This window comes from Enterococcus sp. DJ147D b, assembly GCF_058216655.1.
In genome coordinates this window covers 881923-908437 of the sequence record NZ_CM177104.1, presented here as the reverse complement: position 1 = coordinate 908437, position 26515 = coordinate 881923, and the positions used below count along the sequence as shown (strand labels likewise).

General features: G+C 35.3%; 28 protein-coding genes. 3 read left to right on the top strand and 25 right to left on the bottom strand.

Translation table 11 applies throughout. The annotated features are described in order from the left end of the window. Positions 1-4: 4 nt before the first annotated feature. A complete protein-coding gene (gene rnhB / locus AC4BD1_RS04430; RefSeq protein ID WP_206910070.1) occupies positions 5-769 on the bottom strand; it encodes a ribonuclease HII in 765 nt (254 codons plus the stop codon). Then, on the bottom strand, positions 762-1622 hold the full coding sequence (ylqF, locus tag AC4BD1_RS04425; RefSeq protein WP_206910069.1) for a ribosome biogenesis GTPase YlqF: 861 nt from the start codon (positions 1620-1622) through the stop codon (positions 762-764). Before ylqF ends, rnhB begins: the two co-directional genes overlap by 8 nt. Before the next feature lie 564 nt (positions 1623-2186). Here ylqF and AC4BD1_RS04420 point away from each other — a divergent pair. Beyond that, positions 2187-2585, top strand: coding sequence for a VOC family protein (locus tag AC4BD1_RS04420; RefSeq protein WP_490467110.1), 399 nt, complete (start codon positions 2187-2189; stop codon positions 2583-2585). Positions 2586-2731: 146 nt separating this feature from the next. Here the strand turns inward: AC4BD1_RS04420 and AC4BD1_RS04415 are convergent, their stop codons facing one another. The 9 genes from AC4BD1_RS04415 to AC4BD1_RS04375 all read right to left on the bottom strand — a co-directional run bounded on the left by AC4BD1_RS04415 (position 2732) and on the right by AC4BD1_RS04375 (position 9909). Next, positions 2732-3646 (bottom strand): RICIN domain-containing protein, encoded by a 915-nt coding sequence (locus AC4BD1_RS04415; RefSeq protein WP_490485874.1) that lies wholly within the window; start codon positions 3644-3646, stop codon positions 2732-2734. A gap of 139 nt (positions 3647-3785) precedes the next feature. After that, positions 3786-4694 carry an RICIN domain-containing protein gene (locus AC4BD1_RS04410; RefSeq protein ID WP_490467108.1) on the bottom strand — a complete coding sequence of 303 codons (909 nt, stop codon included), beginning with the start codon at positions 4692-4694 and terminating at the stop codon, positions 3786-3788. 50 nt (positions 4695-4744) lie between these two features. After that, on the bottom strand, positions 4745-5656 hold the full coding sequence (locus AC4BD1_RS04405) for an RICIN domain-containing protein (RefSeq protein ID WP_490467107.1): 912 nt from the start codon (positions 5654-5656) through the stop codon (positions 4745-4747). A 238-nt stretch (positions 5657-5894) separates the two neighbouring features. After that, entirely contained in the window at positions 5895-6449 is a 555-nt protein-coding gene (lepB, locus tag AC4BD1_RS04400; RefSeq protein WP_490467106.1) for a signal peptidase I, read from the bottom strand. 98 nt (positions 6450-6547) lie between these two features. Then, complete coding sequence (locus tag AC4BD1_RS04395; protein WP_206898792.1) at positions 6548-6775, bottom strand: YozE family protein; 228 nt, start codon at positions 6773-6775, stop codon at positions 6548-6550. Then, positions 6772-7290 (bottom strand): peptide-methionine (S)-S-oxide reductase MsrA, encoded by a 519-nt coding sequence (gene msrA / locus AC4BD1_RS04390; protein ID WP_490485873.1) that lies wholly within the window; start codon positions 7288-7290, stop codon positions 6772-6774. The genes AC4BD1_RS04395 and msrA overlap by 4 nt, the downstream gene beginning before the upstream one ends. 36 nt (positions 7291-7326) lie before the next feature. Then, positions 7327-7917, bottom strand: a complete 591-nt coding sequence (locus AC4BD1_RS04385) for a YpmS family protein (RefSeq protein ID WP_242589963.1) — start codon at positions 7915-7917, stop codon at positions 7327-7329. Between the two features lie 86 nt (positions 7918-8003). Continuing rightward, a complete protein-coding gene (locus AC4BD1_RS04380) occupies positions 8004-8897 on the bottom strand; it encodes an SGNH/GDSL hydrolase family protein (protein ID WP_490467104.1) in 894 nt (297 codons plus the stop codon). A 169-nt stretch (positions 8898-9066) separates the two neighbouring features. After that, complete coding sequence (locus tag AC4BD1_RS04375) at positions 9067-9909, bottom strand: DegV family protein (protein ID WP_206910056.1); 843 nt, start codon at positions 9907-9909, stop codon at positions 9067-9069. Positions 9910-10038: 129 nt separating this feature from the next. Between AC4BD1_RS04375 and trhA the strand changes: the two genes are divergently transcribed. Continuing rightward, a complete protein-coding gene (trhA, locus tag AC4BD1_RS04370; RefSeq protein ID WP_490467103.1) occupies positions 10039-10692 on the top strand; it encodes a PAQR family membrane homeostasis protein TrhA in 654 nt (217 codons plus the stop codon). A gap of 94 nt (positions 10693-10786) precedes the next feature. Here the strand turns inward: trhA and AC4BD1_RS04365 are convergent, their stop codons facing one another. The 8 genes from AC4BD1_RS04365 to AC4BD1_RS04330 form a co-directional block, all read right to left on the bottom strand. Beyond that, positions 10787-11281, bottom strand: a complete 495-nt coding sequence (locus tag AC4BD1_RS04365; RefSeq protein ID WP_490485872.1) for a dihydrofolate reductase — start codon at positions 11279-11281, stop codon at positions 10787-10789. Positions 11282-11295: 14 nt separating this feature from the next. Further along, entirely contained in the window at positions 11296-12243 is a 948-nt protein-coding gene (locus AC4BD1_RS04360; RefSeq protein ID WP_490467102.1) for a thymidylate synthase, read from the bottom strand. 11 nt (positions 12244-12254) lie between these two features. Beyond that, complete coding sequence (locus tag AC4BD1_RS04355; protein WP_490485871.1) at positions 12255-14141, bottom strand: ABC-F family ATP-binding cassette domain-containing protein; 1887 nt, start codon at positions 14139-14141, stop codon at positions 12255-12257. A gap of 142 nt (positions 14142-14283) precedes the next feature. Continuing rightward, complete coding sequence (locus tag AC4BD1_RS04350) at positions 14284-16386, bottom strand: cation:proton antiporter (RefSeq protein ID WP_490467100.1); 2103 nt, start codon at positions 16384-16386, stop codon at positions 14284-14286. Positions 16387-16398: 12 nt separating this feature from the next. Continuing rightward, positions 16399-16674 (bottom strand): hypothetical protein, encoded by a 276-nt coding sequence (locus AC4BD1_RS04345; RefSeq protein WP_067484952.1) that lies wholly within the window; start codon positions 16672-16674, stop codon positions 16399-16401. Positions 16675-16978: 304 nt separating this feature from the next. After that, positions 16979-17434 (bottom strand): hypothetical protein, encoded by a 456-nt coding sequence (locus AC4BD1_RS04340; protein ID WP_206910043.1) that lies wholly within the window; start codon positions 17432-17434, stop codon positions 16979-16981. A gap of 328 nt (positions 17435-17762) precedes the next feature. Beyond that, complete coding sequence (locus AC4BD1_RS04335) at positions 17763-18971, bottom strand: CCA tRNA nucleotidyltransferase (protein ID WP_490485870.1); 1209 nt, start codon at positions 18969-18971, stop codon at positions 17763-17765. Positions 18972-19008: 37 nt separating this feature from the next. After that, positions 19009-19356 carry a nucleotide pyrophosphohydrolase gene (locus AC4BD1_RS04330; RefSeq protein WP_490467098.1) on the bottom strand — a complete coding sequence of 116 codons (348 nt, stop codon included), beginning with the start codon at positions 19354-19356 and terminating at the stop codon, positions 19009-19011. A gap of 149 nt (positions 19357-19505) precedes the next feature. On the opposite strand from AC4BD1_RS04330, the gene AC4BD1_RS04325 reads away from it, so the two are divergent. Continuing rightward, complete coding sequence (locus AC4BD1_RS04325) at positions 19506-20396, top strand: YitT family protein (protein ID WP_490485869.1); 891 nt, start codon at positions 19506-19508, stop codon at positions 20394-20396. Positions 20397-20643: 247 nt separating this feature from the next. Here the strand turns inward: AC4BD1_RS04325 and AC4BD1_RS04320 are convergent, their stop codons facing one another. The 6 genes from AC4BD1_RS04320 to AC4BD1_RS04295 form a co-directional block, all read right to left on the bottom strand. Beyond that, on the bottom strand, positions 20644-21219 hold the full coding sequence (locus AC4BD1_RS04320; RefSeq protein ID WP_490485868.1) for a ReoY family proteolytic degradation factor: 576 nt from the start codon (positions 21217-21219) through the stop codon (positions 20644-20646). Positions 21220-21231: 12 nt separating this feature from the next. Then, positions 21232-22485: a tetratricopeptide repeat protein gene (locus AC4BD1_RS04315; RefSeq protein WP_206910038.1), complete on the bottom strand. Its 1254-nt coding sequence runs from the start codon at positions 22483-22485 to the stop codon at positions 21232-21234. Further along, positions 22486-23517: a hypothetical protein gene (locus AC4BD1_RS04310; RefSeq protein ID WP_490486017.1), complete on the bottom strand. Its 1032-nt coding sequence runs from the start codon at positions 23515-23517 to the stop codon at positions 22486-22488. It abuts the gene before it with no gap. A gap of 624 nt (positions 23518-24141) precedes the next feature. Next, positions 24142-25131, bottom strand: a complete 990-nt coding sequence (locus AC4BD1_RS04305; protein ID WP_490485867.1) for a peptidoglycan recognition protein family protein — start codon at positions 25129-25131, stop codon at positions 24142-24144. Beyond that, a complete protein-coding gene (locus tag AC4BD1_RS04300; RefSeq protein WP_242589959.1) occupies positions 25131-25532 on the bottom strand; it encodes a phage holin family protein in 402 nt (133 codons plus the stop codon). The genes AC4BD1_RS04305 and AC4BD1_RS04300 overlap by 1 nt, the downstream gene beginning before the upstream one ends. 317 nt (positions 25533-25849) lie before the next feature. Continuing rightward, on the bottom strand, positions 25850-26257 hold the full coding sequence (locus AC4BD1_RS04295) for a DUF722 domain-containing protein (protein ID WP_206910031.1): 408 nt from the start codon (positions 26255-26257) through the stop codon (positions 25850-25852). Between the last annotated feature and the right edge of the window lie 258 nt (positions 26258-26515).

Here is a 26515-nt window from a genome sequence, read left to right as displayed (position 1 = left end):
ATTTTTATAAATATTTTTTAACTGGAGCAAATGTTCGACGATGAATTGGTGTAATTCCTTGTTTTTCCATACCGAGCAAATGTTCTTTTGTCCCATAACCAGCATTATGCCCAAATCCATATCCCGGATACAATTGGTCGTATTCTTTCATCAAACGATCGCGGTAAACTTTAGCAATGATGCTGGCGGCGGCAATAGAAACAGAGCGTGCATCACCTTTGATTAACTTCTCTTGTTGAATGGGCAAATCTAATTTCATCGCATCAATCAGTAAATAAGTTGGCTTAACTGCTAATTTTTCAACTGCTTGTATCATTGCTAGTTTACTTGCTTCATAAATATTGACTTGATCGATTACTTTTTCATCAATAATACCAATTCCAATAGCCAAAGCTTTCTCTTGAATTTCTTGATAAAGTAATTCACGTTTTTTCTCAGATAACTGTTTAGAATCATTTAAGCCAAGAATTTCTTCATCTTTGGGTAAGACAACAGCTGCCGCAACAACCGGACCAGCTAAAGGCCCCCGACCAACTTCATCAATCCCTGCAATCCATTGATGACCATTGGCATACCCTTGTTTTTCAAAAATAAACATTTCTTGATACTTTTCTTTTACTTTCGCTTCCTTTTCAAGTCGCTTTGCTAAGGAATCAAGTGCTTGTTGCACTCCTTTTCGCGGATCTTGTTTCAAATATTCAAGTGAAGGATCAGTGAAGGAAGTAATTGTAGATAGTTTTTCCTTAATGGCTTGAATCGATTCACTCATTCACTTCTTGCCCCATTTCTTCACAACGATCTAACGTGTAGCGCCCTAGTTTACCATCTCTGATTTCGAACACAACTAGTTCACTTCCCCGAGCGTAATCATCTCTGAAGCCTCTTTTAGCCGTGATATCCATTAAAATTTCTGGTGCAAGTCCTTGCTCTTGTTCTTCTGTTAAGTGGTAACGTTCTTGAATTCTTCCCGGGTAATAACGGGCAAAAAAATCCAAACCATAGATGGCTAAGTCATCTAAATGAAGTAATTGATCTTTGATTGCCCCAGTCAACGCTAGCTTTTTACCAATCTCTTCATCTTCAAATTTAGGCCAAAGAATTCCTGGTGTATCTAATAATTCTAATTCTGTTCCATGGCGTAACCATTGTTGACCTTTAGTAACCCCAGGTTTATTTCCTGTTTGTGCAATCTTTTTTCCAACTAAGCGATTCATTAATGTCGATTTTCCGACATTGGGGATTCCTAAAACCATTGCTCGAATCGCGCGTGGTTTCAATCCTCTAGCAGCATCTCTCGCTCTTTTTTCTTTTAACACTTCTTTGGCGGTTGGAATCAAGCCCTTAACACCTTTATTTTCCTGTGCATTGATTGCTAAAGCTGCGTGACCTTGCTTTTTGAAGTATTCTTGCCATAATTTTGTTTGTTGTGGATCTGCTAAATCAGCTTTGTTTAATAAAACAATCCGTGGTTTTTGTTGGATGATTTGATCAAGCATTGGATTTCTTGATGATAATGGCAGACGCGCATCAACTAATTCAAACACAATATCAACATATTTCATTTTTTCAGAGACTTCACGACGTGCTTTAGCCATGTGTCCAGGGAACCATTGGATAGTCATCTTATAAATACAACTCCTTTCGTATTCAGGTTTACTAACCTTTAAACTGTTTTATTTCTAATAAAAGATCTTTCATAAAACCGTGCTTTTTCTTTTATAAAAAACTGTTCCATGTATTATCTTATCACTAAACATCTTTCGCATTTTACCATAAATTTCTGCTAGATTAAACAATAACTCATATACTTGCAAGTCTTTGCTTTTTTTGCAACTTATTTTTCTTTTTTCAAGCATAATTCGCCATCCATTTTAGCTTTCATTTTCGAAAGTCACATTTGTTTTTTTGTTGCGTCTATCTTTCTCTGCTTCATAAAATAATTATTCTTAAAGAAGAAGTGTTCAAATCACACCAATTTTCGTTTATTAATCAAAATAATTTAATCAAAAGATTGCACTGATCGAATCATTTTTGTTAAAAAAAAGCAAAGTAGATTTATCTACTCTGCAAAAAAATATTTGTTAAAATTTGCTTTTCTTCATTAAAGGTTAGGCAAAAGGTTAAGCAAATTTTTTGACAGCGCTTTCCAAACAGTAGATTATGATAATAGAAAGGGGTCGAAAAAAATGAGCACAATGGTTTTTGTTAATTTTCCAGTTAGAAATGTGAAAAAGTCAACAGAATTTTATACGAAACTTGGGTTTAAACAAAATCAAGAATTTTCGACAGAACAAGCAAGCTCTATGGTGTGGGATGATCACTTTTGGATTATGCTGTTGGATCATGAATTTTATCAAACATTTATCAACGATCGAAAAATTGCAGATGCACAGACAACCAGTGGCGCACTGATTGCTTTCAGTCTACCTAATGCAGAAGCAGTCAAAAAATTTGCCGAAACAGCAAAAGAAAATGGTGGATCTTATTATCACGTGGACATGGGGATTCCAGAAGATCAAATGTTTGGTCTTGAAGTACAAGACCTAGATGGAAATATGTTAGAACCCTCTTGGATGGCAATGTAAAGCTAAAAAAGGATAAAAATAAACAAAAAGAAATCACCCCAACAATGTAACGTTGGAATGATTTCTTTTTTTTGCTTTCAAATCATGTTTTTAAAGTTAGTCAACGGTCACCTACTTCTCTCCTTCTTTTGCTTCAAACACAATCCTCACTTTCTCCCCTCAATATGCAAAATAAACTTTTGATTTTCGGTATTTGTTTTGTTAAAAGTAATAATATTTCCGCCATCTAATTTACTTGCTTCAATATCCATGACTTTGCCACTTTTTAGATTCTTCAAAAAGTAAGTTTGGCCGTTTGTGTGATTACCTTCCCAAATCAATTGCCAAAGCGCGCTTTCATTATTGCTAACATTTGCTTTGACACCGACAGTTCCATTACTATTTTCTATTAAGCTATAGGCCGTTTGTTTATAGCTATGAATACTATACGCATTTTTTACTTCATTGTATTTGAGATACCATTTTTGATTGCTGTTGCCATTATTATTGAAGCTGATTGCCGTATTTTGTTCTTCATACCAATCAATGACCTTCCAAGGATCAATCTTACTTTGAATGGAAACCAATAAATCGTTATAGTTTTCTATTATTCCTGTGTGTAAATCAAATGACAAATAATTAAAATATGGAGTAGCTTTTGTCAGTGTTAAAAAATTGACCGTTGTTTCTCCGTTTATGTACTGATCTCTCTCAAATCGAATCGTATAGTAATTACGATTCTTCTTCGTTTCTCTTAGCTTTCGAGTACCTCGAACCTTGTGACTTTTTCCCGGTCCAGTCATTAAATAAGTTTCTTCATAATTAGGGTAGTATTCTGGCGGTCCTCCATAGATCCCCATACTAGCATCAAATTCAATCGCATAATCAGTTACTCTCATTGCTTCCAATTCCCATCCGCCAAAAAATGGACCTGAAGCTAATGGACGAACGTTACTATAACTCATGGCATGTGTCGTCGTTTCAACACTTTTCTCTCCTTCTATATTGACGACATCTGCATTGACCGTCACTTGAGGCAAAAATAGAAATAAAGTAAAAAACAACCCAATCAATTTTTTCATTTTTTTCTCCTTTTTTTCGTTTTTTTCTGTCGACCAACTAAATGTTCAAGTAGCAAGAAAGGCAGATACCTTACTGGTATCTCCTTTTTTGCTTTCTCTTTTAAATACAAATTTTTCAATTTTCCAGCTTATCCAGAAATTACTTTCTCCCCTCAATGTGTAAAATAAATTTTTGGTTTTCTGTTCCTGTCTTATTAAAGGTAATAATATTCCCACCATCTAATTTACTTTCTTCAATGTCCATGACTTTGCCACTCTGGAAGTTTTTCAAATAATAAGTATTGCCATTTTCATGAGTCCCTTCGCTGATCAATTTCCAAAATGAGTTTTCTCTCTTGTTAACACTATCAGTTACTACAACTTGACCATTACTATTTTCTACTAGATAACTGTACTTACTTCTATAACTATAAATACTATAAGCATCAATCACTTCATCGTATTCTAAATACCATTTTTGATTGTTATTGCCGTAGTTGTGGTAACTAATTGCTTTGTTATGTGTTAAATCCCAGTCAATCACTTTCCAAGGATCAATCTTACTTTGAATAGATACTAATAAACCTCCATAATGAACCGGTACTCCTGTGTTTAATTTCAAAAAGATATAATTCTCAGCACCATACGTATAATTCATTAGACGAATCGTAGCTGTTCCGTTTATGTATTGGTTTCTTTCAAATCGAATCGTGTAATAATGACGACCATAATTGACGCCACGAGAAATCCGTTTCCCTTGACTTTCATACTTTCCTTCAGGCCCTGCCCATAAAGCATCTGCTGTCTTTATTGGCCCATTTCCACCAGTATACGAACCGACATTTGCATCAAACTCAATGTATTGATCGGTCACTCTAAGTTGTTCTATTTTCCAGCCCGCTAAAAAATTAGAAGTATGATAGTCAATGTCAACCCAGTAATTCATACCACGACTTTCTGCCGTATTTGCTTCGTTTCCCAAAGCCGTTTGTCCCTTTTCACTAGCATTCACTACCACCTGAGGGAACAATAAAAATAATGTTAAAAACAACCCAATTATCTTTTTCATTTTCTTTCTTCCTTCCTAATTAAATTTTTGGATCAAACCCTTTTGATCGTTTACTTTCTTCCTTCAATGTGCAAAATAAACTTTTGATTTTCGGTATTTGTTTTGTTAAAGGTAATAATGTTCCCACCATCTAATTTACTTGCTTCAATATCCATGACTTTGCCACTTTTTAGATTCTTCAAAAAGTAAGTTTGGCCGTTTGTGTGATTACCTTCCCAAATCAATTGCCAAAGCGCGCTTTCATTATTGCTAACATTTGCTTGGACACCAACAGTTCCATTACTATTTTCTATTAAGTTATAGTCAGTTTGTTTATAGCTATGAATACTATACGCATTTTTTGCTTCATTATATTTGAGATACCATTTTTGATTGTTGTTACCATTATTATTGAAACTAATCGCTTTATTATGTGTTATATCCCAATCAACTACTTTCCAAGGATCCATTTTACTTTGAATGGAAACAAGTAAGTCAGTATAGTTTTCTGGTATTTTTGTATCTAGCTTAATAATCAGCTCGTTGTATAAAAAGTCAGTATCTACAACTGATTTGATATGGATAACTGTATTAGGACCGTTTATGTATTGTTTTCTTTTAAATCGAAAAGTGTAGTAGTTTCGACCATTTTTCTTTTCGCGAAGAATTCGTTCACCATCGATTTTATAATTACCTTCTGGTCCGCTGGATAGAGTCTGTGTCTCTCGTACTTGATTGCTATATTCTCCAAAATCCCACATATTAGCATCAAACTCAATTGCATAATCTGTTACTCTCATTCTTTCTACTTCCCAGTCCTCGGTAAATGAACCTACCAAGATATTTCTAGTAATTTCATATTCCATTTGGTTGTTTGCTCTACTACTTGTTTCAATAACTGTTTGTTCCATTTCACTTGCATTTACCATTGCTTGAGGAAGCAATAAGAACAAAGCAAAAAACACTCCAATAATCTTTTTCATTTTCTTACTCCTTTTTTGTTTTATTATTTAACAAATTTTCTCGTCTCTCTTTTCAACTTTCACCTCCTCTAAAAAAGATAAGATAAAACAACAAAAATTTTTTTCACCTCTCTAAGAAAACGTTAACATATCTAGTTGGCAGCTGTCAAAAAATAACTTTAGCTATATTAAAAAAACAAAAAAAGACAATTGATCTCACTCAATTGTCTTTTTGACTGATACTATTTCAAGCCATCGATTATTTGATCCATTTGATTTCACTTAAAGGATAGTACACCATACGTGCCTTACCCAAGATATCTTCGCGAGAAATTGTACCAAAAGAACGACTATCTTTTGAAATTCTTCGATTATCACCCATGACAAAATAATTATCTTTAGCCAATTTTTCTTCCCCAGTTAATCCTTGCAATGTAAAATCTGTCGTATAAGGTGCAGTTTCATGATCCGATTGAATATTTTTATTCAAAAAAGGTTCTTCGATTTTTTTCCCATCCACTTGCAATGTGTCATTTTGATAGCTGATTGTTTCACCAGGCAGGCCGATTACCCGCTTGATGTAGATTGTTCCATCTGCTAATTGAAAAACAACAACATCAAATCGTTTGATTTCACTAAACTTTTCCATTACCGTCATATTTCCTTGACTCAATGTATTTTCCATTGAATTTCCTTCAACAGGCACTGGAATAAAAAGAAAGCCACGTAAAATAAATGCCAGAAAAATCGAAATCAATAAATATTTCACAGCTAGCCAAAAACGATTCGTCCACTTCTGTTTCGTTGTCAACATTCATCCCTCATTTGTAGTTCTATTTTTATTATAGGGAAATTTCAAACAAATTGCGACTAAGAGATGAAATTAATCTTTTTTCAAAGACAAACAAAAGCTTAAGAAGCATGATTGTTTTCCAAATATTGTTCCCAAGCTGCATCGAACACGTCCATAGATGCCAGATAGTCTACGTTCATTTCCAAATAATCAGAAAGTTCCTCATAATCTGAGCTATGCTTTGGAAACTGAATATCTTTTCCTGCTTCGTTTGCAAATTCAGTCACTGGATCTAGGTGATTTGGTCCACGAAGGGTCATTAAATAATGGTAAAAACTTCGATTCACTGATGATTCCCCCAATTTTTCTCGACAAAAGCCGCTCTTCTTGCATGATTGCGTGCAAAGTTTTCTGGATTCTTTTTATAGTAGTCTTGGTGACTTGTTTCAGCCAAATAAAATGGCTGTGCGGGTTCAATAGTCGTCACAATTTTTTCTGTAAAACGACCACTCTCAGCTAACTGTTGTTTGCTTTTTTCTGCAATCATTTGTTGCTCTTTTGTTGAATAAAAAATGACAGGTCGATAACTACTCCCTCGATCTTCAAACTGACCAAACGCATCAGTCGGATCTGTTTGTTCCCAATATAAATCGACTAATTCTTGATAGGAAATCACTTGTGGATCATAAATAATTTCAACTGCTTCTGTATGACCAGTTGTTTGGCTCTTCACTTGTTCATATGTTGGGTTAGCCAACTGTCCGCCAGTATATCCCGACATAATGGAATGGATACCTGGTAAAGTATCAAATGGCTGAATCATGCACCAAAAGCAACCACCTGCAAAAATTGCACGTTCCATCAAATCCCCCCTTTTGATTCTTTCTTTTGATTTCACTTATTGATCAGAACTTTCTTTTGTTGCTCCTTCACTTGCGGGTAAGTATAAACTAAAACGGATATCATCGTCCACTAAATTTATTTTATCGGCTTTAATATACATCCCATTTTGCATTCGGAACTTATCAAGCCGAAGCATAACTGTTAAATCTTTCGTGTCAATCTCGACCCATTTTGGCAAATTATAATTACGTTTGACCATATTCATCACATCTTTGATCGGCAAACTCAATGTGCCAATGGATAAACTTTTTGCTTTCAACTGAACATTCCCATTTTCCATGACATAAGGCTCAAAATACAAATAGAAATTTACAGGAAAACCTAAGACTTCAAATTGACCATTTAACATAGCTTCATTTTCTAAATAAAATTTATACTCAATGTCGCCTTCTTTTTGAAAATCGCTCAAGAAAAAACTAATCAACTGATTGACTTTTTCTTTATTTGAATTGATTGTTAGAACTGGTTCTCCTTCGATTGCTGTAATTTCTGGCATATTTTTGTACTCGGGTTGGCTTGAAAAAATTCGAGCGCCTAAAAAAAGAATTGTGCCAACCACAACGCCTAATAAAATCAAGAAAGCCATTTGCCAATAATTTGACACATGACTTTTTTTCGCATTCAAAGGTTCTTTTACTTTTATTTCTGGATTTTTTGGACTTTCTTGTTCTGTCATTTTTCACCCTCCTTTAGTAACCATTGTTCTTTAGTCTCAACTAATTTTTCTTTTACTGCATTTGCCATCAATTGATAGCCTAAGTTGTTTGGATGAAAATGATCTTCTTCATACAAAACATTATTTTTAATATCATTCAGACTTTCTGCTGTGCTATCTGTTGTATTGGATTGTTCTTCAGCTACTCCAACTTTTTGATCTAATCCCTGATAGAGTAAGTCATTGATTGGAATAAAATAGCAATTATCCGTCTCTTTAACAATTGTCTCTGTTCCTTGATTCCAATTATCTACAATTGTCTGCATATCTGTAATTTCTGGAAAGTTCAAATAAAAAGGATTGTAAATACCTAGAACATAAATCGGCGCACTTGAGTTTAAGCCTCGAATCTCTGCTAAAAGTTTGGTCACGTTTTCTTGATAGTTTTTTAAAGGTTTTTTAAAAGAGTGTGTTGTTAACCCAAAAAAATTATTTTGAATCACCTTCATCAAATCATTTCCACCCACAGTCAATGTGATAAAGTCAGCAGTCTCAATGTTTGATTGGATCGTTTCTTTTTTCTTCACTCGCTTAAGTATTTGATCGCTTCGTTCGCCATTGACACCATAATTCTCTGTTTCAACGGTCTTCAACTGATAATCTTCTCGTAAGTCATTGGCAATTAAAGGAACAAACCCACCTTGCTTGGTTTGGTCACCTACTCCTTCAGTCAATGAATCGCCAATTGCTACATAATGAAGTTTATTTTTCATGTTCGACGTTTTCTTCGTAGTAACTGGTGGCTTTATTAAGGGTTCTGCTTTCGGAATACTCAATGATAAACCTGTGAAAACAACGACTGCGATGACGATTGGAATGAAAAACAATCTATATTTCTTAAGTAATTTCATTTTTTCACCTCTGTCTTCAATTGTTTCTAATCTTATCAAAAGTTATTTGAAAAAGGTAGCTTTTCGAAAGAAATCGTAAGAACTTATCTTTTTTTCAAAAAAGCATACAAAAAGAACTAGTAAAAGGAAACTATCACCTAACTAGTTCTTTTTTTGACGCTATTGATTTTTAATCGACATAATACATGATCGCAAAAGCACCTTTACCCGTATGTGTAGCAATTACTGGGTTTGTTTGTAAAATTGGAATGTGCATTTCAGGAAATAGTTCTTGTAGACCTTCTTTGAACTCCAATGCCAATTCTTTTGCATCAGCATGGGAAATAGCAACTTGATGAACATTCGGCAATTCTTTTAGTTCTTTTTTCAAGCTATCAAACCATTTATCAAAAGTTTTCTTTCCGCGGCCTTTGGCAACTGGAACTAAATTTCCATGGGTAAAATTCATGACCACACGAATGTTCAACATACTTGACAGCAGTCCTGTCGCACGACTGATTCGTCCACCTTTGACTAAGTTATCTAAAGTAGCGATACCAATATATAATTTGGTATTGTCTCGAATTTTTTCGATTTCAGCTAAAATTTCGGTTGAAGATTTACCTTCTTTTGCTAATTTTGCTGCTTGAATGACTTGGAAGGACAAGCCTTGGTCCGTTGTGTCACTGTCAATAACCGTTACTTTGCTTTTAGTTAAATTGCTCGCTTGACGTGCAGCTTCTACAGTTCCACTTAATCCTTTTGTCATATGAATGGAAATAATTTCACTGCCATCTTTGCCCAATTCATCATATAATGAAACAAATTCACCAATTGGTGGTTGGCTCGTTTTTGGCAAAGCTTTAGCAGTAGACATCATCCGCATGAATGTTTCTCCGTCTAACTGATCGTCATCAGGATACATAACGCCATCAATCATTACTGATAGTGGCATGACATGAATATTTAAAGTGTCTCGTACATCTTTTTCCATTGTACAAGAAGAATCTGTTACAATTTTTACATTTGTCATTGTTTTCTCACTCTTCCTTTAACAGCTGCCTTATTCATGTTAAACTTACATTCAAGGCAATTTCTTTTTTTAGTATAACAGACAAACAATGATTTTTCATTAAATACGTCAAACAAAGGAGCCGTTTTCATGGAAAAAACAAAATTTAGTCGCAGTTACTTGATTGTCAACGAGGTTTTTAATGCGATCACTCACGGAATTGGTGCTGGATTAAGTATCGCTGGCTTAGTCATTTTGCTCATTAAAGGCGCACATCTTCATTCTCCTCTTCACGTTGTCACTTATGCCATTTATGGATCTATGATGATTCTTTTATTTTTAACTTCAACGTTGTTTCATTCGTTGATTTTTACCAAAGCAAAAAGCGTTTTTCAAGTCTTTGATCATAGCTCTATCTTCCTATTGATTGCTGGAAGCTATACACCTTTTTGTCTTTTAAGTGTGAAAGGTTGGTTAGGATGGACACTTTTTGGTTTGATTTGGATTTTTGCGATTGCTGGAATTGTTTATAAATCACTAACCTTGCACAAAAAAGAAACGGTCTCAAAAGTCTCAACCTTCATTTACATTGTGATGGGTTGGCTTTGCCTGATTGCTGCAGTACCTCTTTACCATTCATTAGGTTTAACGGGGATTTCATTAATGGTTTTAGGTGGACTTTCTTATACAATCGGTGCCTTTTTCTATAGTTTGAAATCCGTTCGCTTCATGCACGTCGTGTGGCATCTTTTTGTTATGTTAGGTGCAGGATTCATGTATTTTTCTGTCTTATTCTTTACTTGATTCCAAAAAGAACGCATAAAAAAAGACCTTTGCGCGAAGTACGTGCAAAGGTCTTTTTTATACATACGAGCGAAATTAAAAATTCTTGTCGTTTTTATTTTTCGTTTCGTTGGTACGTTTCAAATTGATGTACATAAGGATTGGCTTCATCTACTTCACCTGTACTGACATTGATCAATGACCAGTCTTCCCAATCAACAGTTGGAAAGTATGTATCACCATCAAAGGTGTGCTGAATCACGGTGCGATACAATACATTACAGTAAGGTAAAAATTCTTGGTAAATGGCAGCACCACCTGCGATAAATACAATGCCATCTGCTTTTTTTTCAAAAGCAAGGACTTCTTCTAGTTCATGCATGATGGTTACGCCATCTGCTTGATAATTTTTATCATGTGTAAGGACGATTGTTTGGCGGTTTGGCAATGGTAGACTGCCCATTCCTTCAAATGTTTTTCTGCCCATTACTAAAATATTTGATTCGGTTGTTTGTTTAAAAAACTTCAAATCATTCGGTAATCGCCAAGGAAGTTGCTCATTTTTTCCAATCAGTCCATTTTCATCTTGTGCCCAAATTGCAGCTAGCATCTTCTCATCCTTTCTTACACAGCAATCGGTGCTTTAATTGCTGGATGTGGTTGGTATCCTTCTAATTGGATATCCTCCATTTCGAAATCGAATACAGATTTTTTTTCTGGATTCAAACTTAATTTTGGAAACGCACGTATTTCACGACTCAATTGCTCTTTCATTTGTTCTACGTGATTGGAATACAAATGCGCATCACCTAGCGTATGAACAAATTCACCAACTTCCAACCCTGTTTCATGCGCAATCAAATGAGTAAGCAATGCGTAACTAGCAATGTTGAATGGAACACCCAAGAAAACATCACCACTTCGTTGATACAACTGACAACTTAAGCGACCTTCAAAAACATAAAACTGAAACATAGTATGGCAAGGAGGCAATGCCATACTTGGTACATCTTCAGGATTCCACGCTGAAACAATCAAACGTCTGGAATCTGGCGTCGTTTTGATTGCTTCGATCACTTCTTTGATTTGATCAATAAAACTGCCATCCTTTGTTTCCCAATGACGCCATTGATACCCATAAATATGTCCCAAATCTCCATATTTTGCTGCGAATTCTGTATCATTGATGATTTTTTCGCAAAATTGTTTACTTTGTTCTTGATAAAGTTCGTTAAATGCCTCATCAACTAAGCTTCGATGGCCAAAGTCCGTCATATCTGGACCAGTGTAATCTTCGCTTTTGATATAGCGTTCAAACGCCCATTCATCCCAAATATGATTATTGTTTTCTAAAAGATAGCGGATATTCGTATCTCCTTTTAAAAACCAAAGTAATTCACTTTTAATGAGACCAAATGGGACTCTTTTAGTTGTTAACAATGGAAAACCTTTTTGTAAATCGAAACGCATTTGATAGCCAAATGTACTAAGTGTACCTGTTCCTGTTCGATCACCTTTTTGATTTCCTTCTTCCAACAACTTTTTTCCTAAATCAAGATAAGCTTGTTCCATTCATTCTCCTCCTAATTATCGGCCCACTCACTAAGATATTCCCAGCGAGCCATTTTTTCTTCCAGTTGCTCTTCTGTCAAACTTACTTCTTTTTGTAATTCTTGAAGACGTGTGAAGTCATCTCCTTGATGGTTCATTTCTTCTTGCAGTTCATCGAGTTTATTTTCTAACTCTGCGATATCATCTTCAATAGTTGCCCATTCTTTTTGTTCCATATAAGAGAGCTTTTTCTTTTTTGTTTCGTCTTTTGGTGTAGCTTTTGGCTTTGCTTTAGCAACGACTACTTTGTCTTCTTCCTTTTGCTTTTCTAAGTAGTCGGACATGTCTCCGTAAAAAAGTTCCTGCCTGCCGTTTCCTTGAAAAACAAGTAACTTATCAACTACTTTATCTAAGAAATAGCGGTCATGGGACACAGTGATTACTGCACCTGGAAATGTTCGAAAATAATCTTCCAAAATGGTTAACGTAGCAATATCTAAATCATTGGTTGGTTCATCTAATAATAAAACATTCGGTTGTTGAATCAAAAGTTTTAATAAATATAAACGTCGTTTTTCGCCACCAGAAAGTTTACCAATTCGTGTGCCATGCATATATCTTGGGAATAAGAATCGCTCCAATAATTCGGCTACACCAATTTGAGCGCCGTCAGCTGTTTTAACTTCTTCTGCAGCTTCTTGCAAATAAGAAATCATTCGTTGATCTGGCGCCATCTCTTCGTTTTCTTGTGTGTAGTACGCTAATCGCACCGTTTCCCCAATAGAATATGTACCACTATCTAGGGTTATTCGTCCAGCCAAAATATTTAGTAAAGTGGACTTTCCAGCGCCATTTTTTCCAGTAATTCCTAGTCGTTCTTTTGCTTGAATCAACAATTGCAAATCAGCTAATAAAATTTGGTTGTTAATGGAATAATACCCATCTTTGATCTCTAAAACTTTTTTTCCAAGACGCTGTGTTGCGATGTTCAACTCTAAGTCTGCTTCCTGGTTTACTTGGTACAAGTTTTCTTTTAAATCTTCAAAGCGATTGATTCGAGCCTGCTGTTTTGTGCCCCGTGCTTGCACACCTGCGCGAATCCAAGAAAGCTCTTGTTTGTATAAACGCTTGCGCTTTTCTTCCTGTTCAACTTCGACACGATCACGCTCTGCTTTCTCTAGAACATACGCTTCATAATTTCCTTTATATTCATGAAGCTCACCAAACGCCAATTCAAAAATTCGATTCGTCACTCGATCTAAGAAATAACGATCATGGGTAACCATTAGTAATGCACCACGATACTGCTTCAAATAAGATTCAAGCCATTCAATTGCTGCATAATCCAAATGGTTTGTTGGTTCATCTAACAATAATAAATCTGGTTCATCAATCAAGACTTGAGCTAAGCTCACACGTTTCTTTTGCCCACCAGAAAGTGTACCAATCTTTTTATCTAATTCACTGATACCTAGCTTTTGCAAAATAATTTTTGCATTCGTATCTGTCGTCCAAGCATCTTCTTTATTCATTGCTTCTTCCGCTTGTGCATATTGTTTTTGTGCAGCTGGATCATCACCATTAGCACTCAAGCGTAGCAAAGCTTCTTCATAGGAACGTACTGTTCGAATAAGAGGGCTTGTACCCTGGAAAACTGCTTGTAGAATAGTTAACTCATCTGAAAAATCTGTTGATTGTGATAAATAGCCTATTCGGTAATTCGTTGGATAAAAAACTGTCTGGCGATCCCCATCACCACTATCTATGCCGGCTAAGATATTTAAGAGGCTAGTCTTACCAGTACCATTTGTTCCAATCAATCCAATCCGATCTTTTTCATGAATCAAAAAAGAAATTTGATTAAACAAATCTTTTTCTCCGTAAGTTTTTTTGAGGTCAGTTACTTTTAATTCTTTCAACTTGTCCCCTCCTTATCTCGGTTATTGTATCATAAAATCCATAAGAATAATGAGACTTTTTCACTTAACTATTATCAGAAACGAAAAAGCAAGCTTGAAAGAAAAATCATCATGATCTTTCTTTCAAGCTTGCTTAAATTCATTATTTATCGTACGCTTGTTGCTTCATCTTTTTGGTTTGCAGCTCGCGCTTTTTTCGACCATACACAAATCGTAAAGGTGAAGTATCAGCCGGTTTATTCATTGTGTAGGATTCTAAAAGATTGATATTTTTTCGATAATCATTTGCTGAAAAAGTGGTAATCGTTTCAGCAACTTCGTATTCATCGACAACTTTTCGTTCCAAATAATAGCCTCGAAGCATTTTTTTTGTAAATAAAGTTTCTTGTTGAATCATCATTGTAGAGAAAAAGTTTTTCGACATAATCCGCATTTCTTGCGCTTTCCTTTGTTCAATAAAGAATTGGATCATCACATCGCCATACACATCTGTTAGGTTGTCCAAGCTTTCAATAATCAATTGTGTATTTTTATGGTAGACATCTCTTACATCACTAATATCTTTTTTTGTAACAACGGTTTGTTGCTCTCTGTTGCGACGTTCCCAGAACATTTTTGGATGCAAAATAATTCGAATGACTCGCCGAACAAATAATAACCAAAAACCGATAAAGGAGAGAATTTCACCTGTAATTGAGCGTTCAAAGCGTGACAAAAACCGTGAATAAAAGCGATAACCATTGACTGTCAATTTACCTGAACGATAGCTTTCATCTAATCCATCACGTTCAATCGACAAAATAAGTGCTTGGATTTCTTGTACTTCTTGTTTTTCATCTTCCGTTAAATCTTCAAAATACAGTTCTCGAATTCGTTCTTGATAATTTTCAATCACAGCTTCTGTCGCCAGATACTCTTTTGAATTTTTCGGTAAGTCTTTTGCTTCTTGGCGCAAACTTTCGACAACCTCTTCTAAAATCATTAATACGTTTAAATCTGTTCCATTTGTTTCTTGTTCTTCAGTCAAGATTGGTAATGCAAGAATCCCAACAACCAACGTAACCAAAATGACACCTGCAGTTAAGAATAGCAGCAATGATCGCTGGTGAAAGACCATGCCATTAATTGTCAGCGGCAAAATAAAAATTGTTGCTAAGCTGACTGTTCCCTTAACCCCACCAAAAGTTAAAATCAAAATTTCATTGAGTTCCTCTTTAAATCTAGTTAAGCCACCCTTAAATAAATAAAAAGCCGTAATTGAAACAAAACGAATGACAAACAACATCACTGAGATCAACAAAATGACAAGAATCAACATCCAATTGGGATAGGCCCCATTCTCCCAGACAGGCGAAAAGACTTGTGTCAATTCAATTCCTAAGAAAATAAACACGAGCGCATTCAGCGTAAATGTCACAGTGGTCCAAGTGCTATTGGATAAACTGGATAACTCTGCATCAAAAATCGTGATTTTTCGAAAACTGGATGCTTGTAATATACCAGCAACGACCGCAGAAATAATACCTGAAACACCAAAGACTTCTGCCAACACATATGCCAAAAAAGGTAATAAAAGTTCGATTAATAAATAGCCTGTCACATCTCTAGCCGAAGCTTTTTCAATCATGCTGATGACTTTTCGTTTAACCCAAACCAGCAAAAAACCTACAAGTGCCCCACCCAAACTTGAGATCACTAAACTTACTCCTGCATTTACCGCAGAAAAAGAACCAGTGATCAAGGCAGCTAACGCAAATTGGAAGGCTGTAACGCCCGATGCATCATTGAGTAAGCCCTCGCCTTCTAAGATATGCATGGCTTTTTTGGGAATATTCACTCGCCCTGACAAGGAACTGACCGCAACGGCATCTGTTGGCCCAAGCGCCGCGCCAAAGGCAAAACAGGCAGCAAAAGGTAAACTTGGTAGTAAAAACGACAGTGTCATTCCTACACCAAGCAAAGTCAAAATAACCCCACCAAAGGCCAGAAATAGAATTGTATCAAAATTTTTAAGAATTGATGTAACATCTGCTTTTTCACCTTCACGGAACAACAAAGGAGCAATGATCATCACCAGAAATAATTCTGGTTCAAAGTTGATGGACTCACCCCATTTTGTTAAACCTAAAATAACTCCAAGAAAAATTTGAATCAATGGTGCTGGTATTACCGGTAAGATGCGGCTGACTATGTTTGATGCAGTAATCGTTACAGCAAAGATGATTACTAATTCAGCAAATTCCATGGCCCATCTCCTCTATTTTTTATTTTGTGCAAGTACCTTTAAAAATTGTTCCTTTTTCTTCAAAATCTTACTTTCGACAGCTTCAGCTTGTACCTCATTGCCATCTAATTCACACTGTACTCGTTTTGATTCTAAACGAAGTAATTCATGTTTTAAACGTTCCATTTGACGATACGTTAAAATATTTTTCTTTCGTAAATAGCAAAGAATCCGACGACGATCTTCCATTGAAAATGCCCCATAGCGATCATGCAACAGTCTTTTTTGTTTTTCAAAACTCTCTCTCATTTTTCAGATCTCCTATATACAAACTGCACATTTGATAGCAAAACTTCGAACTCTTTTAATCGAGCTCATCTCTCGTTTCACTATTGTCCGTTTGCTGTTTACAATGATTTTTCAAAACCCTATTCTATTCCAAAAGATGCAAGATAGCAAGTTTTCCGCAAAAAAATTAAAAAGTTCTTTCAGAAAATAAAAATGAAGCTTTCATTTCACTGCACTAAGCGATTTTACAAATGGACACAGCAAAAAATGTATCCATTTTTCGCCCCGTAGTCGAGGAAAAAAACAAATACATTTTACTACTTTTCTATTCGAAAAATTGGCTGTAAACTTCTTCTACACGTTGTTCAGGATTGATGACGATGTACAAGCTTCCCGTTTGTTCACTGATTTTTGTTGATTGATATTGATTGTCCAAACCTTCTGTTCCTTTATCTAGGTAAGGGAAATAAACCATATCAGGCGTACCATTACGATATAAAATTTCCATCCGCTCAATATCTTCATATTTTAACGCACGGCTAAACATGCCCATTTCTAAGCCACCCAAGTTGATATCATGCGTTGCAACTGAGTCGCCTTCTTGAAAAATTTCGATTTTAAATCCAGCACATGGATGAATCTCAACAAATTCACTTCCATTGATTCTTCCAAAGCTCGTTGTGATTTGTTTGATCCATAAGTCACCAATATGACGACGATCAATCGTCCAAGTTTCTCCATTACGGAAATAAAATTTTAGCGCTGTCATTTCTTTTTTCATAAAAAATCTCCTTCTTCCAAATAATAATCAGCATTGCACTACAAGTTTAGCATAACAAATGTAAGTGGTCACATTTTAAGTTCTAAAAATAGTTTTTCATATTTTTTATGAAAAGAGAACTTATTGTCAAAGACGTAGCTTGGAGAAAACCGTGAATAGAAGTTGTAATTCAAAACATTTTGGCTCAATACTCTAGCCAGTAGTCATACAGAATAGCTCTTCATCTATTGAATGGATGCTAGCTACATAGAAGAGCTGTTTGAGAAACAACATTTATTCAGAAAAAGGGCGTGGAAAAAATATTTTTTTCCACGCCTCCTCTTATACTTTAATTACTGAGTTGCTCCTTCACGTAAGTCAATAATGCTTCACGCTCATTTTTCACTAGTTGATTAATGACCGCTTCTTCTGCTGAATGCAGTGCCTCACTGACCCATTGACCTGGTTTTCGCTCCATCGTAGCTAGTAAAATTTTCCCATCGATTGCTAAATCTCGTAATGATTTGATTGGAAGTTCTTGATAAGCCTCCTTTACTTTCTCAAGCTCAGGTGTTTTCGCAAAATAAACCATTAATTCTTCTACTTGAACAGCTGCTGTTTCCCCTAGTTGATACAGAGACATTGGTAATAACGGCCCCTGTTGTCGCAAAGTCAATCCTTGGACTAACGCCTGTACCTCTTTAATCATTTGATTGGAGCACTTCCAACTTTTCAAAAAAGGTCGGACTGCTGAACCAGCTAGACCTAATTGATTTAGTAGCAATGCCCATGCTTGACTTTCAGTTCTCAACGGAATATCTGGCAAATCAGCCATTCGTAGCAAGGCTTCACCTTCCTCACTTAGACTTGGACAATAGATGTAACATTCGGTTTCAACGAATGCTTGTAAACCTGCTCGACGATTTTTTCCCAAAAGCATTTTGACAAATTCAATATTGATTCGCTCAATAGAAATTTTCCCCAATAGGGCGTGGTTTTCTTTGATTGCTTCCATTGTTTCTGTTTCTAATTCAAAGCCCAATTGACTAACAAATCGCAGCCCACGCATCATTCGTAGTGCATCTTCATGAAAACGTTCGTGAGGATTTCCTACAGCTCGTAAAACATGGTTATGTAAATCAGCCAAGCCATCAAAAAGGTCGATGATTTTTCCGTCTTCTTTTAAAGCAAATGCATTGATTGTAAAATCACGTCGCTTTAGATCTTCCTCAAGCGAACGAACAAATTCCACTTTATCCGGACGTCGAAAATCTTGATAAGTCGATTCTGTTCGAAAGGTTGTAATCTCATATTGTTCCTCTTCTTCTAAGACTAAAACGGTTCCGTGTTCAATGCCGACATCAATCGTTCGAGGAAACAGCGTTTTGATTTCTTGTGGGAACGCACTCGTTGCAATATCCACGTCATGAATTTCCTGATGTAATAAGATGTCACGAACACTCCCGCCGACAAAATAAGCTTCATATCCGGCATGTTCTAATTTTTGTAAAACTGGAATCGCCTTTTGGTACTCCAGCGGTAATTGTTCTAATTTCATTTTTCTACCTCTTCAGTATTTCTCTTTGATTGGACGTTTATCCTTCGTCCCTTTGACCATCTTTTCTCTCAAATCGGTAATGATCTCTTCGGTTAAACTTTTCCATATTCTTCTCAAAAGTTTCTGTCAAATCAATATCTAGTGAATTAGCCATAATCATTGTAACAAAAAGCACATCGCCTAACTCTTGTGCAACAGAATTTTCTTTCTCCGTTTTCTTTTTCGCTTTTTCCCCATAAGAATGATTGACTTCTCGCGCAAGCTCGCCGACTTCTTCCGTCAAGCGTGCCATTTGAGCTAAAGGAGAAAAATAACCGACCTTGAATTGTTGAATATACTCATCCACTTCTATCTGCATACTTCTTAATGTCCGTTCGTTCTTCATAGCGTTCCCCTTTCAAGTTTATCCTAACAAAACTTTACAGTAAAACATAGCTAAGAGCAATTGTGAAAATGAAAATTACATGCTACATTAATATTGAATTGAAAAAATTTTCTAACTTTTTCAGCTATTTTAACGAAAGCAGGGATCACATGACATTATTAAAAACAATTAAAGAGGTTTTCTTTATTATTATTGGAACAAGTATCTATGCCTTTGGACTTGTCTATCTAAATATCGCAAATCATTTAGCTGAAGGTGGTGTTTCAGGGATTACTTTGATTTTACGCGCACTCTTTGGTATTGATCCCGCTTATACAACTTTACTTATCAATATTCCGTTGATTCTCATCGGGGGAAAAATTCTTGGTAGACGCTCACTCGCTTATACCATTCTAGGAACTGTTTCTTTATCAGCTGCTCTTTGGGTTTGGCAACGTGTCCCTATTGAGATCAATTTAGAACATGACTTATTGATTGTTGCTTTATTAGCAGGACTCATTGCTGGCGTGGGTAGCGGTTTGGTCTATCGTATGGGAGGAACGACTGGCGGTAGTGACATCATTGCACGTATTTTAGAAAAGAATTATGGTATATCTATGGGACGCTCATTACTCACTTTTGATATTATCGTGTTACTGGCTTCATTAACTTATCTTGATTTGAAACGAATGATGTACACCTTGATTGTTTCGTACGTATTCAGTCGAGTGGTTGATTCGATTCTTGATGGTGGTTATTCTGCAAAAGGTCTATTGGTTGTTTCTAATAAAAGTGATGAAATTGCACAGTTATTGATGACTGGTCTACAACGAGGAGTCACTTTTTTTAATGGTGAGGGTGGATTTTCTGGTTATTCAAAGAAAATCATTTACTTAGTTGTTAGTTCTAGCGAATTGGCCTCTGCCAAGCAAATCATCCATGAAATTGATGAACAAGCTTTTCTCTCCGTCATTAATGTTCATGAAGTTGCCGGTGAAGGATTTACCTATTTGAAGCCTCAAACCAAACGATTGAAATTCAGACAAAAAAAAGGGCTGTGACAACAATATTGTCACAGCCCCTTTTCTTTTAAATAAACGGTGCGCTTAAAACAACTCTTCGAAATCACAAACAATCTAAAGCTATTTTACATGTCTGCTATCTTGTCGAAGCCAAACATTTTGCGCCACCACCTTATCCATGGTGTTCCCCAAGCAGCTTCTTCGGCAATAAATTCTCTTTTCATAAAAAGAGGAAAAACGATTTTTAGAAACGCATCCTTATTGCTTGGAACTACAATTTTTTTGATTAACTAACGCCATTTTTATCTGACGCTTTTTGTGCATCTGCTAAAATTTGACGATTGACTTCATCGGATAGTTTCAAGAACGCATCCTTATCTCCATCTTCTAATGCTTGATCAATTTGTGCGTAAAGCATCTTTAAGTGTGCTTCCTGTTCTTTTGCATGAAAGTATTTTTCAATTGCTTCTGTTTCTTCTTCCGCAATCGTTGAATCCCAAGTAGCAAAAGGATTGTCTTCTAAAATCGATAGATATTCACTCGTTTGCCACGCATCTTCAAAAAAACATTCCACATACAATGGTTCCGTTCGATTCAATCGAATTTCATGAAAGATCTGATCCGTATCAGTAAATACTTTTCCTTTTAAAAACAACTTCATTGGTTCACCAGCTACAGACAAGTCGCTGATTTGTAAGCCACGGGAAGTTTGATCCGCCTCCTCAACAAAATGAACATTTTTCAAAATCGCTTCATGATTTGACAAGTAATTCAAAATCCAAAAAACTTCACGACGACTAAATGAAACATGATTCACCATCCATGTTAGGAAGTTCTTTTTTTCTCGCACATTTATAAACATCTTGATCACCCCTTATGATAGATCATCTAATAAAGACAGGGCCTCCATATCTCCAGGTTCATGATGTAAGTAATGTTTTAATAGTTCTTTTGCTTGATCCAGTTTTCCTTCCTCACGTAAGAAAAATGCGTATTCTTTCAAGAAATCTGGTTCATGTTGCAACTCGTGGAAAGCTTGCTCATAATGGAGCGCTGCAACAGCAAAATCTTCTAATTCATTATACGCATGAGCTAAATTCCATTCGGCATACGGATTTGCTGTTTCTTCCATTTGGTTGACTGCATTAATAACATCTTCATAACGTTCTTCATTTAAATAAAGATTACTTAAAGTCAATAACGTATCATCTTGTTTTTCTCCTAACTCAAGAGCTTGCAACAATAATTTTTCAGCACTTTCTTTGTCATGCAAACGAAAGGCGTTTTCAGAAGCTAAATGATACAGTTCAACTTGATACGGATTTTCTTTGATTCCTTCTTCTAACACTGTTTGTGCTTCTTCAACCAATTCTTCTTCTTGTAGTGCTTGTCCTAAATACAAATAAAGTGATTGATAATGCGGATTAACTGTCCGTAATTCCTGCAGGTAATTGATTGCTTGTTGATTTTCTTTTAATTGTAAGTTCGTAAAAGCTAATTGGAACAATCGATCATCTGTACGTTCTTCTTCCAATGCTGCTTCTAATGGTTCGATTGCTGCTTCAAACTCACCTTGCATACTTAGTGATTGCCCTAAACGTTCTTGCATGGAAATACCAGAAATTTCTTTGATCTGACTGTTTAACAAGTTGTCATAAATAACAGCGGCCTCTTTAAATCGATCCACCGAAAAATACAATTCTGCTAAAGCAAATTGAATCAATGGTTCGTCGGGAAGTAAACTAGCTGCTTCTTTTAATTTTGCTTCACTTACTTCTGGAATACCAATTACTTGATACAGATCAGCAATGGCCAATAACGCTTGCGGATAATAATCACTCTCTTTACTTATCTTTTCTAGATACGTAAATGCTTCGTCAATTTCATTATCTTCAATCGCGATCTCTGCCAATGGAATATTTAAGCCATCATTTTCAGGATATTGCGTGACAAGTTGCTCAAAAATTTGTTTTGCTTCTTCTAAAAAGCCAATTGCTAATAGCTCTTCGCCTAATTCAGCTAAAACATCCGCTGGGTCTTCCTTTAAAGCCTGTACAAGTAATAGTTGCGCCTGTGCTAAATCTTCTTCAGACAAGGCTTGTAACATTTTTTCACTATACGTTTTCATTCAATTCCCTCTAATCTCATTGACAATTTGTTGATATCTTGTCATCATTTTCAACAATTCATTCTCGCTTGGTGAATGGTATCCTTCTATTATACCAATTTTTTCTAAAACAAGAATCTTTTTGCTTTTTTCTGCTAAACTCAAGACATTTTCTAAGTATTCAGCTTCAGATAGCTGCTCCAACCAGTCAATTGGATAACCAAGATGTTGCAACCAAATAAAAAAATTTTTCAATTGAAAAGAGATTGCATTACGCTCGACGTTCCAAACTAGTTGAAAAATCAACCCTAAAAATTTTTTCATACTTGCTGATAATAAATGTCCGTTTTCTGTTAGATAAAAAGCTTGCTCAAATAGTTTACCATAAGTTGCAAGATTTTCCGCCTCTTCTTGGTAAAAATAGACCAATTCTTCAAGCATTCCTGAAAAAGGAACGTTGTGTAATTTTTGCTGTGTTGAGTAATTTTTGTATAAGCTCTGTAAGAAACCATAATCACAAACCAATCCACAAACGATAAACGTCAAAAAGTCGATTTGTTTGCCTTCAACTTGGCGATCACTAATCGTTTGGTCATAGAAAATTCGTTCAGGCAAATTCTCTGTTTCTAAAACAGCCTGATAAGGTAACTGTAAAATACTGCGTTTGTTTGTTAATGCCCCACCGAATGAACGAGCAGATACAGGAATCAACCAAAGCTTCGTTGTAAGAATCGTGTGTTTTTGAAAAAAACTAGCTAATTCCATCATTCCTTCATTTCCAAATCCAATCACAACCAGCTGCTGATTTTCCGGAAAACGTTTGACATAGTCTAAGAGATGCGCAAGTTCTGTTAAGTTATTGCATTGTGCACTATTCGTACAAATATACCAATCAACATTTGCCTGATTTGCAAAAAAATGATTTATTTTTTCTGAAAACAAATCATAATAACGCTGATTAGTTAAGAACAAGATTGGTTCTCTGATAGCCAATGGTTTTAGTAGACTGCTTAACGTTTCACCGTAAGAAATCGTTGTGGTTTGTTCAACCATGGAAAACTTAAGTTCCAACACGCATCCCCCCTTTTCTTTATTTTACCATTATTCAGGAAAATCCTGAAAAGAAAAGAAAACTGATATAGCTTCTTCAACTATTTCAACTGAAACAAGTCAACAAACGATACAGACACAACCAGAAAAACAACTATCAGAAGAACAAACATCAGAAAAAACAGAAAAAATCCGAAGAAAAAGCTAGCGTCGATCCTGTATTAGCAAAAGCACTAGCTACTAAAGCGATACCGCTAACAGAATTTACTTATAATCCTTATGATTTCGACTTAGATCAAGCCACGATGACAATGGCACAGCTAAATGTATTGGGTAGATTCAAGATGAAAATCCAGCTGGACTAATTGGAGTGGAATATCATTGCTTTGCTTGTGATAGCATTTGGACTGGCAAAAACTACACTTACGATTGGTCAAATCAACAAGAAAGCACTAGAATCACTAACTTTACAATTGTTGGGGAACCTTGTGAACATCAAAAAGCGTTAAAAAATAATGGGTATATCAGTTGATAACCTTAGTTGATCTTTTTTTATTTTATGTACCAAGTTGACACAAAACACAATTATGTTTTGTGCCAACTTTTGTTAATCCTAACCATTTTATGTTAGTGTGACCGTTTTGGGATTGTTAATACATATTCATTAAAGTCTACATCTTTTGCACCACCTACTGTATGTCCACTACTATCATTAGTTAACCGAATTTTGATATAAGCTTTCTTACCAGCTTGTTTCGTAATATTGATGCTTCCATCAAAGCCTGGCTTGTTATCATTAGCTAATCCGTAAATTGCATTTACATCTGGGCGTGCAATATTTTTTGATTGTTGTCGTTCAATTTCGTTACCAGTCTCAGCATCCATCAAGAAGATAAAACAATAATTAAAGGTCTGTTTCCCAGCATGTGCCCAGCCTGCTCCGCGGAAAGAACCAATCGGATTTTCATTATAAATATCTAGTTTTGCAGTCATTCCATTAATCGTTTTTGCTGGACTTCCTGCAATAATTTCATCATGTTCATTATCTCCTTCGTTACTTCCATCTGGCTGCAAAGTTGGATCATCATAATATTTCTTGATTTGAGAAATAAAATAATCTTGCATTTTGGCAGTAACCTCTGTTGGTATAGCAAACGTCGAATCAAATCCACAATGTTCCATCAATGAGCGCTTCGGACATTCAGTTGCTGAAAACTGATGATGACATTTAACGGTGTCACGATTGACTGATAAACCATAATAATGTAGATCAATTGCAGCCTGCCAGAAAACATTTTGTTCTGCTTGTAAGAATACTACTTTGGACGTTTCGCGATTACCACGTACTTCATAACCAAGGTAACTATTATTACCTTCTGAATTTGCCACGTGCCAAGCCCGATTGTAAGTATCTTCCGTGCGAATAATTGTCTTTTCGTCCACATAATAATGGGCAAATCCAGCTTCTAATTGTTTAGGTGTCATATTTTCCAAACGATTCATTTCTTGTTCAGCAGTTGTATTTGTCCAAGTATTGTGAATGACAACACCTTTTACACTTCCCACCCGCTTACCTGCTACGCCACGACAAACGGAATTATTGATAATTTTGACCATTATTTTTCCCCTCCATTTTCTTCTTCACCTTGTTTTTCTGATGTGTTTTTTAATTTACTAAAACGATTTTTGACAAATTCTGGTACAGGAATGCCTAACTGTCCTAGATTTTCAATTACGGAAATACCATAAACTGCAATGTAAGAAAAGACAAACGCTGTTGCTACTCCTTCAAATCCCATAATTTTTAGATACGGATATGAAATCAAAACCAAGCCAATAACTAGTAGGTGTTTTACAATCCCCATTAAACCTTTTGTACTATTCGTTTCTTTAATTAAAATTCCTTTGCAAATACCTGTTACAATATCTGCAATCACAATCCAAACAAAAATTTGGATGTAAATATTATTTAGTAATCCTCGGAATTCATTCCATAATAATAAATTATCGATAATCAATCTGTTACCACCTTTCAATTTTTATTATTTGTCCTAAAAAATAGACATGCCTATCTCTAATTTAAAACATATAATCAAAATCAAATTTTTACCCTATTCTAATTTTTTCAGTCATCTTAGCTCAACGTTTTTTGAAACGAAAAACGTTGAGCTAAGTAGAAATCACCACCTTATAATAACTTCAAGAAAATTTTTCAATTCTAAATTAGTTTTCTTCATTTTTAAAAAGCAAGTTAATTAATTCTGAAATGTTTATTTTCTTGATGATATTATTTTAGCCTGTTGACTACGAAAAAAATTCCTGAGTTTTTCCAAAGTTACAAACCTAACTCATCTGCAACAGCTTCAAAAAAATCATTTCTTAGTTCGTAAGCTTTACTTTTACTAATAAACAAGCGCTGACTCATTCCCAATAAATTGACTGTTGCATTTTTTTGTAAATAGAGTTTCTCGATGATTTCTTTTGTATTTTCATCCGCGCGCGCCAAACAGTCTTTCACCACATCACGGTTTCTTTCTAAATTCCAAAGTCGGCGATCCATTGCAATCGTGATAGCCATCCTTTCAGTTGCTACGTTATGGTTTCCTTGACCACGAATAGAGCTATTCAAATCGGCTTCTATAAATGGATGGCGTAATTCTTCTTCTCTTTGTTTAATATACGCATCTGTTTGATAATAATCAGATAAAATATCCTTAATATAATTAAATGTTGATTTTCGCAAAATGCTCCACTCCTAACTAATTTTATATAGGTAAAATATTTTATTGACGTCATTCTCTTACTATTACTATCTTCATAAAAAAATATAATTATCTTGAAAATCTAAACTTACATTGACTTACATCATAAAGTTTTATAAAATAAAAGTAACAAAAACAACATTTCTTATTCACTTTGTTTTTGCATAAGTAATCTATAAATAATATTATCCCATTATTTTATAATTTTCAACATTTTTATAAAAAAATATAAAAAGGAG